Source organism: Halorubrum sp. SP9, assembly GCF_005435015.1.
Classification (GTDB): domain Archaea; phylum Halobacteriota; class Halobacteria; order Halobacteriales; family Haloferacaceae; genus Halorubrum; species Halorubrum sodomense.
The window spans coordinates 54,462-68,613 of record NZ_SGXU01000007.1 but is presented as its reverse complement, the minus strand read 5'-3'; the positions used below and the strand labels follow the sequence as shown (position 1 = coordinate 68,613).

Below are 14,152 nucleotides of genomic sequence, written 5' to 3'. Positions count from 1 at the left end.
TCGGGCGGGGCTCAAAGGGGCAGTCGCGAGGACGCCGTAGGCGACGTAAGCACCGCAGGGAGCGAACGAAGTGAGCGACCGAGAAGCGCAGCGAGTGTACGGCGTCCTCGCGACTGGGGCTTTTGGAAGTGTTTCCCGTCGATCCGCAATCAATTACTTATAAACGAGCGGCTGCGGCATTGGAGACGACTGTGACCCCGAAAGCGTCCTAGTCCGCGATCGCTTCCGACTCGCCGGCCATCGCCGCCGGGTCCTTCACCCACAGGTCGCCGAAGAAGTCGTCCTGCTGGAGCCGGACCGAGCCGCGGTGGGCCATGAACAGCAGCGCGAGGTACGTCATGAACGGGCGCCCGCCGGCGGATTCTATCTCCGCGAACAGCACCTCGGTGCGCCCGCGGTCGAAGCGGGTCCGGAGGGCGTTGTCGATCTCCACGATGACCTCCTCGATGTCCTCGTCGTGGGTGCGGTCGGTCGCCTCGCCCGCGGTCGGCTCCCCGTCCTCCCGGAACTCGTCGCCGTCGCGGTAGTCGAGCGTCTGCGTGCCGCGGGCGTGGCCGTGCGGCGACTCCGAGGTGTCGTACTCCCGGGAGTCCTTCCACCACGAGCCGCGCTCGGCCTCGCGCAGCTCGCGGACCAGCTCGTCGAGCGTCTCCGGCGACCCGCGAGTGTTCTTGCGGTCGAGCCGGCGGTCCATCTCCGCTTCGAGTTTGTCGACGGGATCGAAGCCGTCGGCGGCCGGGTCGGGCTCGCCGCCCTCCATCGCGACCTCCCACGGCTCCGGCTCGGGCTCCTCGTCCTCGTCGTCGTCGGCTAACATTCCGTCGCTCTTCATCCGGAGCAGGACGCTGGCGTAAAACAGCGCCCGCCCGGTCGTCCGGAGGTCCGTCTCGTCGAGCTTCTCCAAGAACGCGTCCGTCACCTGGACGATGTCGATGTCCCACGGCTCGATCTCGCCCTCCTCGGCGAGCTGGACGAGGAGTTCGACGGGCTCGACCTCGTCGTCGTCGGTCCCGTCCGGGGGAGACGCGTCCACGTCGGGGGCGGATCCGTCGGTCCCGTCCGGGGAGGATTCGGCTGCCGACTCGGAGCCGTCCGCCGAATCGGGACCGTCCGCGTCGGGCCCGTCGTCAGCGAACGGATCCGCGCCGTCGCGCTCGCTCGTCAGGTCGAGGTCCGGGACGCCGCCGTCGGGGTCCGAGCCCGGCGCGCCGTCGCTTCCCTCCTCAGTCATCCGCGCTCACCCCCTCCTCGTCGGCGTCGTCGCCGAACTGCATCCCGGTCACCGCCGAGAGGTTGTCGCCCTGCATCGTGACGCCGATGGCGCGGTCCGAGCGCTCCAACAGCGCCGAGCGGTGGCCGACGACGACGAACTGGGCCTCCTCGGCCAGCTCCTCGATCATCTCGCCGACGCGCTCGGCGTTGACCGCGTCGAGGAACGCGTCGATCTCGTCGAGCGCGTAGAACGGCGCCGGGTTGTGGCGCTGGACGGCGAAGATGAACGAGAGGGCGGTGAGCGACTTCTCGCCGCCGCTCATCGCGTCGAGGCGCTGGACCGGCTTGTCCGCGGGCTGGGCCTTCATCGTCAGCCCCTCCTCGAAGGGCTCTTCGGGGTTCTCCAAGACGAGCTCCCCGCTACCCGCCGAGAGCCGCGCGAAGATGTCCTCGAAGTGATCGTTGATCGACTCGAACGTCTCCATGAACGTCTCCTTCTTCGCGGCCTCGTACCCCTCGATGCGCTCCTCGATGGCGTCGCGCTCCTCGACGAGCACGTCCCGGCGCTCCTGGATCTCGGACAGCGCCTCCTGTACCTCCTCGTACTCGTCGATCGCGAGCATGTTCACGGGCTCTAGCGCCTCCATCTCGGCCTCCAGCTCCTCGATCCGCGACTCCACCTCGTCGAGGTCGGGGATCTCGTCGGCGTCGTAGGCGCCGACCTGCGACTCCAGCTCGTCGATCTCCCACTCCAGGCGGTCGCGGCGGTCGGTGAGGTCCGACAGGTCCGACTCCACCTCGGCGACGAGCGACCGCTGCTCGTCGCGCTGTTGGGTCGCCTCGCGGATCTCCTCGCGGAGCTCCTCGCGGTCGCTTTTCAGCTCGGTGAGTTCCGCCTCTAGGTCGGCGATCGCCTCCTGCTTCTCGTCGAGTTCCGCCTCCTTCTCCTCGATCGCGGCCTCGTGCTCGGCGATCGCCGCCTCCGCCTCCGCCTTCGCGTTCTGCGCCTCCTCGACGTCGTCGTGGAGGTCGTCCAGGGCGTCCTCGGCGTACCCCTTCTCCAACTCCAGCTCGTTGATCCGGCTGTCGAACGAGTCCATCCGGTCCTCCAGATCGTCGATCTCGGCGCGGACCTCGTCGGCGCGCTCGGAGAGCTCCGGGATCTTCGAGTCCGCGAGCTCGGCCTCGATGTCGTCGATCTCCCCGGCGAGCTCGTCGATCTCGGCGTCGGTCGCCGCGAGCTCCTCGTCCAACGCCGTCATCTGCTCGTCGACCGACTCGCGTTCCGCCTCCAGCTCCTCCAGCTCCGCCTCCAGCTCCTCGATCCGGGCTTCCGCGTCCGCGAGGTCGTCCTCTGCGCGCTCGACGTCCGCCTCCAGCGACCGGACGCGCTCGGCCGCGTCGGCCTTCCGGTCGCGCGCGTCCTCGATGTCGTCGTCGAGCGCGTCGATCTCCGCCTGAACCGACTGCCGCTCGTCTTCGAGGTCCGATATCTCCGTCGCGAGCCGCTCGAGCTTGCCGCCGCCGGACTTCGTGAACGAGTAGCGGGAACCGCCGCCCGAGCCGCCGGTCATCGCGCCCGACTTCTCGACGAGGTCGCCGTCGAGCGTCACCATCCGGAAGTCACCCATCAGCTCGCGGGCGGTCGACATGTCCTCGACGACGAGCGTCGAGCCGAGCACGTACGAGAAGATCGACTCGTACTCCGCGTCGTAGTCGACGAGGTTGCGCGCGAAGTCGACGACGCCGGGGAGCGAGGGCTTCCGCGGCAGGCTCCGGTCGTCCATCTTCGAGATGGGGAGGAACGTCGCCCGGCCCGCGTTGCGCCGCTTGAGGTAGTCGATACAGGTCGAGCCGACGCCGTCGTCGTCGACGACGACGTTCGCCAGGCGGCCCCCCGCGGCGGTCTCGCAGGCCTCGGCGTACTCGGCCGCGACCGACCCCAGCTCTCCGACCGCGCCGTGGACGCCGTCGATGCCGCCGTTCTTCACCTCGGTGACCGCCCGGGGCCAGGAGGCGTCGCCGCGCTCGTCGGCGGCCGCCTCCAGCTTGGCGTACTCGTTCTGCTTCTCGCGGAGCGTCTCCTCGATCTCCTCGAGGCGTTCCTCCGTCTCGGCCTTCTCCGAGAAGAGGTCCGCGACCGCGTCCTCGATCGTCTCCCGGTTCTTCTCGGCCTTGTCGAGCTCGCCTTTCAGCTCGGAGATCCGCGCCTTGTGCTCCGGGATCGACTCCCGGGCGTCCTCCAGCTCCTCGCGGGCCTCGCTCACCGCGTTCGAGCGCCGGCGGGCCTCGTCGAGCAGCCGGTCCTTCTCGCGTTGCGTCTCGTTTTTCTCCTCGCGGAGCGACTCGACCGCCTCCTTCTTCTCCGACAGCTCGGCTTTCAGCTCGTCGAACTCGGTGTCGGCGCCCTCGATCTCGGCCTCGACGTCGGCCAGCTCGGAGCGCTTCGTCGCGAGCTCCGATTTCACCGACGCCTTCTCCACTTTCGTCTCGCGGATCTCGCCGTCCAACTCCTCGATTTTCTCCTCCTTCCGGTCGATCTGGACGAACGCCTGCCGGCGGTCGTTCTCGGCCGACTCGGCGCGCGACTCGGCCGACTCGATCTTGTCCTCCAGCCGCGAGACCTCGCCTTTGATCTCCTCTATCTCCGAGCGGATCGCGATCTGTTCGTCTTCTCCCTTCGTCTCGATCTCGTGGTTGAGGTCCGCTAAGTCCTCCTCTAAGCGCGTGAGCCTTCCCTGTCTGGCGTCGAGCTCTTCGCGGCGGTCAGCGAGGTCCGCCTCCGCCTCGTCGACGTCGTCCTCGACGCCCGCGAGCGCGTCGCGCTTCTCCTCGAGCTCGGAGGCCTTCCGGAACCCCCGGTACTCCTCGAGCTCGTCGCGGAGCTCCCGGTACTGGAGGGCGGTCTCGCGCTCGTCCGCGAGCTGATCGAGCCGGTCCTCCTTCTCGCCGATGCGGAGGTCGGCCTCGCCGATCCGGTCTTCGACGGTATCGAGCTCCTCGTAGGCGGCCGCCTTCTTCTCGTCGAACTCCGCGACGCCGGCGATCTCGTCGACGATCCCCCGGCGCTGGTAGGGAGTCATGTTGATGATCTCGGTGACGTCGCCCTGCATCACCACGTTGTACCCCTCCGGGGTGACGCCCGCCGCCGCGAGCAGGTCCTGGACGTCCGAGAGGTTCACCGAGCGCCCGTTGAGGTAGTAGTACGAGTAGTAGTTGTCCTCGGTCTCCTTCACCCGGCGCTTGATCGTGATCTCGGAGACGTCGCCGACGTTCTCCGTGCCGGCGGCGGAGACCACCTGCGACCGGTCGAGAGTCCCGTCCTCGTTGGAGAGCACGACCGTGACGGAGGCCTCGTTCGGCCCGTCCGCGGCCTCGCCGTCGTCGTGGCCGGGGTTGTAGATGAGGTCGGTGAGCTTCTTGGCGCGGATCCCGCGGGTGCGGGCGAGTCCGAGCGCGAACAACACCCCGTCGATGATGTTCGACTTCCCGGAGCCGTTCGGTCCCGTGACGACGGTGAAGTCCTCGTAGAAGGGGATCCTCGTCGTCCGCCCGAAGCTCTTGAACCCGTCCAGAACGACTTCAGTGATGTGCATTAGGTCGGACGACCGCTCACGCGACGATGATGTCGCTGTCGCTCGACTCGCCGTCGTCGTCGTCGGTCTCGTCGGTCGACGCGTCCGCGTCGGGCGTCGTCGCGGACTGCTCGGGCACGACGACGTCGTCTCCCTCACCCGCGTCGTCCGCGGTCGTCTCGTCCTCGCCGGCCGCGTCGGCCGATCCCTCGACGGATTCGAAGACGTCGACGTGGTCGTCGGAGTGGGTCGTCCGCTCGCCGCCGGACACCGCTTGCGTCGCGGCGTCGCCAGCCGCAGGCTCCTCGGTCGCGGGCTCCTCCGTCTCCGACGCCGCTGCGCCCGCCTCGGAACCCGCAGCCTGCTCGGCCGCGTTCGGCTCGGCCGCGTCCGCCTCGACCGCGACCGACCGCTCGTCTTCCAGCTGTCGGACGCGCTCTTTCATTTCGACGAGCTCCTCGGTGAGCCCGTTGACAGCCGCCTGTAGCTCCGCGACCTGCCGTTCGAGGTCCTCGACGCGGTTGCTCATATACACACGTCTGCTCGCGCGACGCGTATAAATCTGCGTCAGACACACGTGTGATCAAATAGCATGGATCGGCGCCGATCCGCGGAACGTTTCGGTGCCGTGAAACGTGTCAGACAACGGGGGAAGATACTTGTACTGACCGGAGGAATCACTCGGGTATGAGCAAGATCACCTTCCGGGCGGACGACGACCTCGTCGACCGGCTGGAAGCGTGTGACGCCTCCAAGAGCGAGGTGATGCGGGAGGCGCTCCGGACGCACCTCGACGAGGTCGACGGGGCGGAGGACGCGTCCGACGCGTCGACGGCGAGCGTCGACGACGCACTCGCGGACCGCGTCGACGAACTGATCGCGGACCGGCTCGATGCCGCGCTCGACGAGCGGCTCGGCCCGGCGGGCGGTGCGACGGCGCCGACACGTGCGCCCGGAAACGCCGGCGACATCAACGTAAACGTCACGCTCGACGCTCCGACGGGCGAATCCGTCGAATCGGACGAGGACGTTCGTGTGACGCGTGAGACGACCGGGGAGACGGAACCGGACGGGCGTAAGACGAAGGGGGGGCGGAGCGGACAGACGAGCGAAACCGATCCGGGCGCGCGAAGGCGCGAAAACGCCTGTGACGGATGCGGAGAGATCGTACCCGGGGACCACGTCTACTGCCCAAATTGTGGAGAAAAGCAGTCGCACAGAGCGTTCTGCGAGTGCGGTGACGAGCTCCGAACCGACTGGGCGTTCTGCCCCGGCTGCGGGCGTCGGACCCCGGCGGCGGACGTTTTGAAAGACAGATAGGGTCCGTGACCGCACGTATACGCTCAAAATCGGGTTTTTTAGCAGTATGTCTTACAATCAGCGGTAGTTTTATATTGGTGGGCTCGATGAGTTCAGTTGCGTAAGACGGTCGTCTTACAGCGGGCGTCCGATGTGGGGTGCCGCCCCGCATCCGGGCGGTTCCGGGCTGTAAGACACACGCGTCGCGTGTTCGCCGTCTTACCGGGGGAATACCAATGGAGCGTGTGACACTACGAATCCCGAAACAGCAGATCGACGAGGTCGAACAGATGGTGGAAACGGGCGAGTTCCCGAACCGGAGCGAGGCGATCCGGTCGGCCGTCCGCGACATGTTGAACGAGCAGGACGGCGAGCGCGACGAGCGCGGCCGCAACCGCAACTGGGCGAAGGTGTAAACTGATGCAAGATCTCGTTCAGGACGCACTCGACAACGCGGAAGCGGAGCAGCGCGACATGGACGACGTCGACATGGGAGACGACGAGTTCGGGGACCCCCGGATCGTCATCGTCGGTGCCGGCGGCGCCGGGAACAACACCGTCAACCGACTGTACAACATCGGCGTCGACGGCGCCGACACCGTCGCCATCAACACGGACAAACAGCACCTCAAGATGATCGAGGCCGACACCAAGATCCTCGTGGGCAAGTCGCTCACGCAGGGGCTCGGTGCCGGCGGCGACCCCAAGATGGGCGAACGCGCCACCGAGATGGCCCAGGGGACGATCAAGGAGGTGCTCGGCGACGCGGACCTCGTCTTCGTCACCGCCGGGATGGGCGGCGGCACGGGAACCGGCGCGGCGCCGGTCATCTCGAAGATCGCCAAAGAGCAGGGCGCCATCGTCGTCGGGATGGTGTCGACGCCGTTCAACGTCGAGCGCGCTCGCACCGTGAAGGCCGAGGAGGGGCTAGAGACGCTCCGCAACGAGGCCGACTCGATCATCGTCCTCGACAACAACCGACTGCTCGATTACGTCCCGAACCTGCCGATCGGGAAGGCGTTCTCCGTGATGGACCAGATCATCGCGGAGACGGTGAAGGGGATCTCGGAGACGATCACGCAGCCGAGCCTCATCAACCTCGACTACGCCGACATGTCGACGATCATGAATCAGGGCGGCGTCGCGGTCATGCTCGTCGGCGAGACCCAGGACAAGAACAAGACCCAAGAGGTGGTGAACGACGCGATGAACCACCCGCTGCTCGACGTGGACTACCGCGGCGCCTCGGGCGGGCTCGTCCACATCACGGGCGGCCCAGACCTCACGCTGAAGGAGGCCGAGGGAATCGCGAACAACATCACCGAGCGGCTGGAGGCGAGCGCCAACGTGATCTGGGGCGCCCGCATTCAGGAGGAGTACAAGGGGAAGGTGCGCGTCATGGCGATCATGACGGGCGTCCAGAGCGCGCAGGTGCTCGGCCCCTCCACCCAAAAGCAGGCTGACAAGTCCCGGGCCGCGGTCGACGCCGACGACCTCGGCGACTCGCGCTCCCGGGCGGCCGAGACGAACGGGACCTCGGGGACCGCGGGCGCCGCGGACAACAGGGGCGAGCCGGCGGTCTCGGGCGGTACCGAACGCGACGCGTGGGAGTCCGACGGCGGCAGCGACCCGATCGAGAAGAACAACGGGCTCGACGTCATCCGCTGAGTCGAACCCCGGAACGGCCGACCGCCATTTTTCGAGACGGGTTGCGAACGAGGGTGCCGTCCCGTCAGACCGCTTCGATCGATTCCAGCAGGCGGCACTTCCGGCAGACGTCTCGGCTCGTCTGCGAGCCGCAGCGCTCGCACTCGCGGAGCGCGGAGCTTCCCCCGTCGTTTTCGCCCGTTTCGTCGCCCGGGCCGCCCGCTCCGGCGTCGCCGCGGTAGGCGTCGGCCGCGAGCGCGGACAGCTCCTCGTAGCCGGCCATGATCGAGTGGCGCGCGCCCGGATGGTTCTCCTCTAACTCGTGGATCGTCGACTGGATCTCGCCGCGGTACGCCTCCTCGGCGTGGGGGCACTCCGCCATGTGCGTGGGGAGGTCGCGGACGTGACAGTACAGCGCGATCTCCTTTTCCGGCACGTCGCGGAGCGGCTTGGCGCGCGGGACGAACGCGTCGGTGGCCTCGCGCTCGTCGAGGGGACCGAGCGAGGCGTCGAAGTGTTTCGCCACCTGTCGGACGTCGCCCTCGAGGAAGTTCATCATCGCGGTCTGCGCCTCGTCGTCGAGGTTGTGGCCGGTGAGCAGCTTGTCGGCGTCGAACTCGGCGGCGTAGTTCTCGAGCAGATCGCGGCGGAAGACACCGCAGTACGCGCAGGCGGCCATGTCCTCGGGGTCGTCCTCGACGACGTCGTCCATCCGCACGTCGAACTCCTCCTCGTAGGAGACCAGTTCGTGACGCAGCGAGAGGTCGTCGGCCAGCTCGATCGTGGCGTCGACGCTCGCGTCGCGGTACCCCTCGATCCCCTCGTGGATCGTCAGGGCGAGCATCTCGACGCGGGGGTCCTTCCCGAACACGTCGTCGAGGATCTGCGTCAGGGCGACGCTGTCTTTCCCGCCGGAGAGCCCGATCACCCAGCGGTCGGGGTCGTCGGGGGTCGCGTCCGGATCGAGGAGACCGTCCTCGCGGATCCGACGCTTCACGCGCTTCTCGACCGACTTCCGGAGGTGATCGCCACAGAGGTGCGCCCCGGAGTAGGCGGCGTGGTGAATCGCGTCGGCTCCGCACTTGTCGCACTCCATCGGTGTCGGGTTGCGGTCGCGCGGGGATACCCGTTTCGGGCCGACTACGTGAGGGGAGTATCGGCGGCGGATGGGAGCGACCTCGATTCGAACGCTCCCGAGGTGACGGCTATCGGTGAATAAACGGTTGCTGGCGGATCGACGGCGAACGCGGTCGAAGACCGGCCGCTCGTTTATAGATATCACCCGGCAGATCGGCTGTGAACGCCTCCAAAGCTCCAGCCGCTCGGCGATACGTGACCAACTTTGGATCGACGGCGAACAGCTCCAAAGCCCCAGCCGTGAGGACTCGCGCGGCTTGTTGCGCGCCTCGCTCAGTCGCTCGCGTTGCTCGCTCCTTCGCTGCGGTGCTTACTGCGCCGTGCTTCGTCCTCACGGCTGCCCCTTTGAGTCCCGCCCGACCGCGACCGCACCGCAGCCTCACGCCTCCCCAGCCTCGTTAGTCGCCCTCGCTCCGCTTCGGGCGACTAACTCCCTCGCGCGTGCCGTCTCGCGGTCGCCGGGGGCGACCACTCGCGGGCACGCGCCACGGTGTCCGTGTAACCGAGCGTTAGACGTCGACAACTCCGGGCGGGTTGTCGCCGGTTCCGACACCGGTTTGTCGGCGGGCCGTCCCGGATCGCCGTGAGCGATTCCCCGACCGGGGTCGACCGCGACCCCGAGCCGCGACCCCTGCGCGAGGACCCGCCGGCGGAGAGCGGGCGGACCCGCCTCTGGCGGCTCGGATTCAACCTTCTGCCCGCGTACCGGGGTACCGGGGCGCGCGTCGACCACATCGCGGCCGACTGGCGCTACGTCAGGATCCGGGTGCCGTTCAACTGGCGTACCCGAAACGCGGTCGGGACGATCTTCGGCGGCAGCATCTACGGCGCGATCGACCCGGTGTACATGACGATGCTCCGCCGGATCCTCGGGGACGGCTTCACGGTCTGGGACAAGTCGGCCGCGCTGGAGTTCATCGAGCCCGGCCGCGAGGCGCTGTACGCGGAGTTCGACCTGCCGACCGCGGAGACGGAGGCGATCCGCGACGCGCTCGGGCCGAGAGAGTCGACCGACCGCGAGTACCTCGTCTCGCTCGTCGACGAGGAAGGGGCGGTCCACGCGGCCTGCGAGAAGACGCTGTACGTGCGCCGCGACGCGTGAGCGGGGCGGCCGCTGAGCGGAAGGCCCCTACGCCGCTTTGCCGGCGACGAGCGCCTCCTCGACCGTCTCGACGAAGCGGTCGGGGTGTTCGACGTGCGGGAGCAGCCGCGCGCGGTCGAAGACGACGAGGCGGGCGTCGGCCGCGTCGGCGAGGTCGCGCCCGTCGGTGAGCGGGCTCACGGTCGCCTCCCGGCCCCAGACGATTGTCGGGGGGACGTCGAGGTCCGCGAGCGCGGTCGCCAGGTCGACCTCACTGTTGAGGCTCCCCGAGACGAACGAGGCGGGCGCGAACCGCGCGTTCTCGGCGTGAGTGGTGCGCCACTCGTAGTCGGTCCACTCCGCGCTCGGATTCCCGGGGTCGTCGTAGCCGTGGTCGGCGTTGAAGTACCGGATCGACGGCTTCGACGAGATGACGTTGAACAGCGCCTGCCCGACGAGGGGCGCGCGGAGCAGCTCGCGGAGCCATCCCTTGGCCGGGCTCGGTCCCGCGGTCGCGGTCGGACAGACGGCGACGAACCCGCGCAGCTCGACGCCGCCGTCCGCGTCGCCGTCGTCGACCGCCGCGACCGCGTACGCCGCCGACAGCGAGGAGGCGACGACGGCCGGCTCGTCGAACTCGGTGAGGAAGTCGTGGACGAAGTCCTCGTACAGGGCGGCGGAGTACCGGAGCGGCGGCCGGTCCGAGCGGCCGTACCCCGGGAAGTCGGGCGCGATCACGTGGTAGTCGGCCGCCAGGTCGTCAAACACCGCGCGCCACTCCCCGGAGGAGGCGGCGGCGTTGATCCCGTGGAGCAACACGAGGTCCGGGTCGTCCGGGTCGCCCGCCTCGGTGTACGCGACGTCCATCCCGCGCCAACGGAAGACGCCGTCGTCGCCGTCGAGCGGGGGCTCCAGTTCGCCCTCGTACCGGAGACCGGTGTTGAGCGCCGCGAGCGCGCCGACGCCGAGGACGGCGCTGCCGAGGAGGTTCCTGAGCTTCATGGAAAACTGTTGGTTCGCTGGCGACTTATACTCGTGGGACGCGGCGGCGCGGTCGAGTCCGGCGGCGCGGTCGAACTCGTGGGTGCGGTCGAACCCGTGGGTGCGGTCGAACCCGTGGGTGCGGTCGAACCCGTGGGCGCGGTCGAACCCGGCGGCGCCGCGACCCCGGGCGGTGACCGACGCGTCAGTCGTCGGGCTCGCTGTCCGCGACCTCGTCGACGCAGTCGGCGATCGGTCCCACGATCGCCTCCGCGACCGCGTACGGGTCCGTCTCGCGGTCGCGGACGCGCTCCGCGAGCCGGTCGATCCCGCCGCGACGCTCGATTTCGGCGGTCGCGAGCGCGCCCACGTCGGCCCGCACGAGCGTTCGGATCTCCTCGGCGTACCGACGGCGGTGGGTCGCTTCGATCTCGCCGGACTCGCGGAGGTACGTCGCGTGCGCGTCGAACGCCTCGATCAGTGCCTCGACGCCCTCGCCGGTGTTCGCGACGGTCTCTAACACGTCCGGCGTCCACGACGCGTCTGCGTCCGAGCCGTCGTCGGCGGACCCGGCGGCCGCGGAACCATCCGCGTCGCGACCGCCGTCCCGGTGGTCCGCCGCGGATCCGCCGGCACCGGCCGAGGCCGTCGAGGTCGGTCCGTGGTGACCGGCCCCGCGGCCCGTCGTCCCGCCGTCCCGCCGGTGAACCATCTCCTTCAGTTCGGCGACCGTCCGCTGTGCGCCGTCCATGTCGGCCTTGTTCACGACGAAGACGTCGCCGATCTCCAGGATGCCGGCCTTCAGCGTCTGTACGTCGTCGCCGGAGCCGGGCTGGACCAGCACCGCGACCGTGTCGGCGGTGCGGACCACGTCGACCTCGTTCTGTCCGGCGCCGACGGTCTCCAGGACGACGACGTCCTTCCCGAAGGCGTCGAGCGCCTTCGCGGCGTCCGCGGTCGCGGTCGAGAGGCCGCCGAGCTGGCCGCGCGCGCTCATCGACCGGAAGAACACGTCCATGTCACCGACGTTCGACCCCATCCGGATCCGGTCGCCGAGGACCGCACCGCCGGTGTACGGCGAGGAGGGGTCGACCGCGATCACCCCGACCGTGTCGCCGCGGTCGCGGTAGGCGGCGGCGAGCTTGTCGACCAGCGTCGACTTCCCGGCGCCCGGCGAGCCCGTGATACCGATCACGTCCGCGCCGCCGGTGTGCTCGTGAAGGGCGGAGACGACCGCGCGGTACCCCGGCGTTCGGTTCTCGATCTTGGTGATGACGCGGGCGAGCGCGCGGTGGCTCCCCGAGAGGAGGTCCTCGACGAGCGCGGCGTCCGCGTCGGAGAGCGACGGCGCGTCCGCGAACGCGGGTGCGTCCGGCCCGGCCATCTACGCGCGCTCCGGGACGTTGTTCCGGATGAACTCGATCGTCTCCTCCATCGGCGTCCCGGGGCCGAACACCTCGGCGACGCCCAGCTCCTTCAGCTCGTCCTCGTCCTCGTCCGGGATGATCCCGCCGACGAGGACGAGGGTGTCGTCGAACGCGTCGTACTCCTTGAGCCCCTCGATCACCTTCGGGACGAGCGTGTTGTGCGCGCCCGAGAGGATCGAGATGCCGAGGACGTCGACGTCCTCCTGGACCGCCGCCTGGACGATGTCCTCCGGCGCCCGGTGGAGCCCGGAGTAGACGACCTCGAAGCCGGCGTCGCGGAACGCCCGTGCGATCACGTGTGCGCCCCGATCGTGGCCGTCGAGCCCGACCTTCGCGACCAGACACCGGACGGCCCGTTCCTGCTGTTCGGCGCTCATACCTCATGCTGGGTCGCGTGCGGGTTTGATTCTAACGGACGATGGGGAAGGTTCGGGCGAGGGGGGCAGAGTCGTCCGAGCCGGATCCGCGACCGACGCGTTGAACGCGCGGGCGACCGTACCCCGCCCAATGACCGATAACGCCGAGGGCGACTCCGCCACGGCCGCGAGCGACCGCGACGACCGACTCCCGGCCGAGGCGCGGATCGGCCGCGCCGCGCTCCGGGTCGCCGACCTCGACGAGACGACCGCGTTCTACCGAGACGTGGTCGGCCTCGCAGTCCTCGACCGCGACGCCGAGCGCGCGACGCTCGGGGCGGGCGAGACGCCGCTGTTACTCCTGGAGCGCGACGCCGACCGCCCCGCCCGGAGCCGGACCGACGCCGGGCTCTTTCACACCGCGTTCCGGGTTCCCTCGCGGGCCGCGCTCGGCGAGGCGCTGGGGCGCGTGCGGGAGCGGTGGCGGCTCGACGGCGCCTCCGACCACCTCGTCAGCGAGGCGCTGTACCTCGACGACCCGGAGGGGAACGGCGTGGAGATATACCGCGACCGGCCCCGCGAGGAGTGGCCCGTCGACGACGGCGGAACGGTACGAATGGCGACCGACCCGCTCGACGTCGAGGGGGTCGCCGCCGCCGCGGCGACCGGGAACGGCGCTGACTCCGCCGCCCTCGTCGACCGCGCCCCGACCGGCACCGACGTGGGGCACGTCCACCTGGAAGTGACCTCGCTGTCGGCGTTCGAGGCCGTCTACGTCGACGGCCTCGGTTTCGAGGTGGGGATGAGCGGCCCGGACGTGCGGTTCGTCGCGGCCGGCGGCTACCACCACCACCTCGGCGCGAACACGTGGCGGGGGCGGACGACCCCCGCCGCCGGGCGCGGGCTCGCGTGGTTCGAGGTGGTCGTGCCCGACGCGGCCGCGCTGGACGCGGTCCGGGACCGACTCGACGCGGTCGCGGAGGAGGGGCGCGTCGAGCTCGCCGTCGAGGAGCGCGAGGGCGGGATCGCCGTCACCGACGCCGACGGCATCGAGGTCCGCGTTCGGAGGGAGTAGCCGAGCGGCTCGTACGCGATCGCGGGCCGAACCGCCTCACCGCCCGCTTACCCGACGATCGTTCGGAGCGTCGACTCGGTCAGGAACGTGGTGATGGAGACGGCGGCCGGGATGACGAGTATGTTGAACACCGCCGTCCCGATGAGCGCTCCCGCGCCGACGCCGAAGTCGCCGAGGACGACCACCGAGATAATGATGATCGCGAGCTCTGGGAACGACGTCGCGGCCGCGACGATGAGCCCGCCCTGAACCGCCTGCGAGACGCCGAAGCGGTCGCTGATCTTCGAGGTCGTCGACTCGATGACGTTCGCGCCCTTCCAGGTCAGCAGGAACCCAATCGCGCCCAAGGCGATCCAGACGGC

Annotated in this window: 12 protein-coding genes and 1 pseudogene; 5 read left to right on the top strand and 8 right to left on the bottom strand. The window is 69.4% G+C overall.

The window, feature by feature from the left end:
- Positions 1–208 precede the first annotated feature (208 nt).
- Genes EXE45_RS06060 through EXE45_RS06050 form a run of 3 tightly spaced genes read right to left on the bottom strand, consistent with a single transcriptional unit; the run spans position 209 to position 5,316 of the window.
- Complete coding sequence (locus EXE45_RS06060; protein WP_137693803.1) at positions 209–1,231, bottom strand: ScpA family protein; 1,023 nt, start codon at positions 1,229–1,231, stop codon at positions 209–211.
- Positions 1,224–4,808 carry a chromosome segregation protein SMC gene (smc, locus tag EXE45_RS06055; protein WP_137693802.1) on the bottom strand — a complete coding sequence of 1,195 codons (3,585 nt, stop codon included), beginning with the start codon at positions 4,806–4,808 and terminating at the stop codon, positions 1,224–1,226. Before smc ends, EXE45_RS06060 begins: the two co-directional genes overlap by 8 nt.
- Positions 4,809–4,824: 16 nt before the next feature.
- Complete coding sequence (locus tag EXE45_RS06050) at positions 4,825–5,316, bottom strand: hypothetical protein (protein ID WP_092920936.1); 492 nt, start codon at positions 5,314–5,316, stop codon at positions 4,825–4,827.
- A gap of 158 nt (positions 5,317–5,474) precedes the next feature.
- Between EXE45_RS06050 and EXE45_RS06045 the strand changes: the two genes are divergently transcribed.
- From EXE45_RS06045 to ftsZ, 3 genes are all read left to right on the top strand, one after another.
- Positions 5,475–6,107 carry a zinc ribbon domain-containing protein gene (locus tag EXE45_RS06045; RefSeq protein ID WP_092920935.1) on the top strand — a complete coding sequence of 211 codons (633 nt, stop codon included), beginning with the start codon at positions 5,475–5,477 and terminating at the stop codon, positions 6,105–6,107.
- A gap of 215 nt (positions 6,108–6,322) precedes the next feature.
- Positions 6,323–6,502, top strand: coding sequence for a ribbon-helix-helix domain-containing protein (locus EXE45_RS06040; protein ID WP_004595187.1), 180 nt, complete (start codon positions 6,323–6,325; stop codon positions 6,500–6,502).
- 4 nt (positions 6,503–6,506) lie between these two features.
- On the top strand, positions 6,507–7,754 hold the full coding sequence (ftsZ, locus tag EXE45_RS06035; protein ID WP_092920934.1) for a cell division protein FtsZ: 1,248 nt from the start codon (positions 6,507–6,509) through the stop codon (positions 7,752–7,754).
- A gap of 64 nt (positions 7,755–7,818) precedes the next feature.
- Here the strand turns inward: ftsZ and EXE45_RS06030 are convergent, their stop codons facing one another.
- Positions 7,819–8,829 carry a TIGR00269 family protein gene (locus EXE45_RS06030; RefSeq protein WP_092920933.1) on the bottom strand — a complete coding sequence of 337 codons (1,011 nt, stop codon included), beginning with the start codon at positions 8,827–8,829 and terminating at the stop codon, positions 7,819–7,821.
- A gap of 624 nt (positions 8,830–9,453) precedes the next feature.
- On the opposite strand from EXE45_RS06030, the gene EXE45_RS06025 reads away from it, so the two are divergent.
- Positions 9,454–9,972, top strand: coding sequence for a DUF4442 domain-containing protein (locus tag EXE45_RS06025; RefSeq protein WP_092920932.1), 519 nt, complete (start codon positions 9,454–9,456; stop codon positions 9,970–9,972).
- A 27-nt stretch (positions 9,973–9,999) separates the two neighbouring features.
- On the opposite strand, the gene EXE45_RS06020 is transcribed toward EXE45_RS06025, so the two are convergent.
- The 3 genes from EXE45_RS06020 to EXE45_RS06010 all read right to left on the bottom strand — a co-directional run bounded on the left by EXE45_RS06020 (position 10,000) and on the right by EXE45_RS06010 (position 12,736).
- The gene (locus EXE45_RS06020; RefSeq protein ID WP_092920931.1) at positions 10,000–10,953 is read right to left on the bottom strand and encodes an alpha/beta fold hydrolase; all 954 of its coding nucleotides are present in this window, start codon (positions 10,951–10,953) and stop codon (positions 10,000–10,002) included.
- A gap of 184 nt (positions 10,954–11,137) precedes the next feature.
- Positions 11,138–12,316, bottom strand: coding sequence for a methylmalonyl Co-A mutase-associated GTPase MeaB (gene meaB / locus EXE45_RS06015; protein WP_137693801.1), 1,179 nt, complete (start codon positions 12,314–12,316; stop codon positions 11,138–11,140).
- Entirely contained in the window at positions 12,317–12,736 is a 420-nt protein-coding gene (locus EXE45_RS06010; protein ID WP_004595202.1) for a cobalamin B12-binding domain-containing protein, read from the bottom strand.
- Positions 12,737–12,866: 130 nt separating this feature from the next.
- Between EXE45_RS06010 and EXE45_RS06005 the strand changes: the two genes are divergently transcribed.
- Entirely contained in the window at positions 12,867–13,790 is a 924-nt protein-coding gene (locus tag EXE45_RS06005; RefSeq protein ID WP_092920929.1) for a VOC family protein, read from the top strand.
- Positions 13,791–13,858: 68 nt separating this feature from the next.
- Here EXE45_RS06005 and EXE45_RS06000 read toward each other — a convergent pair.
- Positions 13,859–14,143 (bottom strand): annotated as a pseudogene (locus EXE45_RS06000) (sodium:calcium antiporter); the annotation flags it as partial.
- Between the last annotated feature and the right edge of the window lie 9 nt (positions 14,144–14,152).

Bases quoted from the DNA above. Each gene is read 5' to 3' on its own strand.
- EXE45_RS06050 (WP_092920936.1), bottom strand. From the start codon at position 5,316: ATGAGCAACCGCGTCGAGGACCTCGAACGGCAGGTCGCGGAGCTACAG.
- EXE45_RS06040 (WP_004595187.1), top strand. From the start codon at position 6,323: ATGGAGCGTGTGACACTACGAATCCCGAAACAGCAGATCGACGAGGTC.
- EXE45_RS06005 (WP_092920929.1), top strand. From the start codon at position 12,867: ATGACCGATAACGCCGAGGGCGACTCCGCCACGGCCGCGAGCGACCGC.
- EXE45_RS06045 (WP_092920935.1), top strand. From the start codon at position 5,475: ATGAGCAAGATCACCTTCCGGGCGGACGACGACCTCGTCGACCGGCTG.
- EXE45_RS06020 (WP_092920931.1), bottom strand. From the start codon at position 10,953: ATGAAGCTCAGGAACCTCCTCGGCAGCGCCGTCCTCGGCGTCGGCGCG.
- EXE45_RS06010 (WP_004595202.1), bottom strand. From the start codon at position 12,736: ATGAGCGCCGAACAGCAGGAACGGGCCGTCCGGTGTCTGGTCGCGAAG.
- ftsZ (WP_092920934.1), top strand. From the start codon at position 6,507: ATGCAAGATCTCGTTCAGGACGCACTCGACAACGCGGAAGCGGAGCAG.
- smc (WP_137693802.1), bottom strand. From the start codon at position 4,808: ATGCACATCACTGAAGTCGTTCTGGACGGGTTCAAGAGCTTCGGGCGG.
- EXE45_RS06060 (WP_137693803.1), bottom strand. From the start codon at position 1,231: ATGACTGAGGAGGGAAGCGACGGCGCGCCGGGCTCGGACCCCGACGGC.
- EXE45_RS06030 (WP_092920933.1), bottom strand. From the start codon at position 8,829: ATGGAGTGCGACAAGTGCGGAGCCGACGCGATTCACCACGCCGCCTAC.
- meaB (WP_137693801.1), bottom strand. From the start codon at position 12,316: ATGGCCGGGCCGGACGCACCCGCGTTCGCGGACGCGCCGTCGCTCTCC.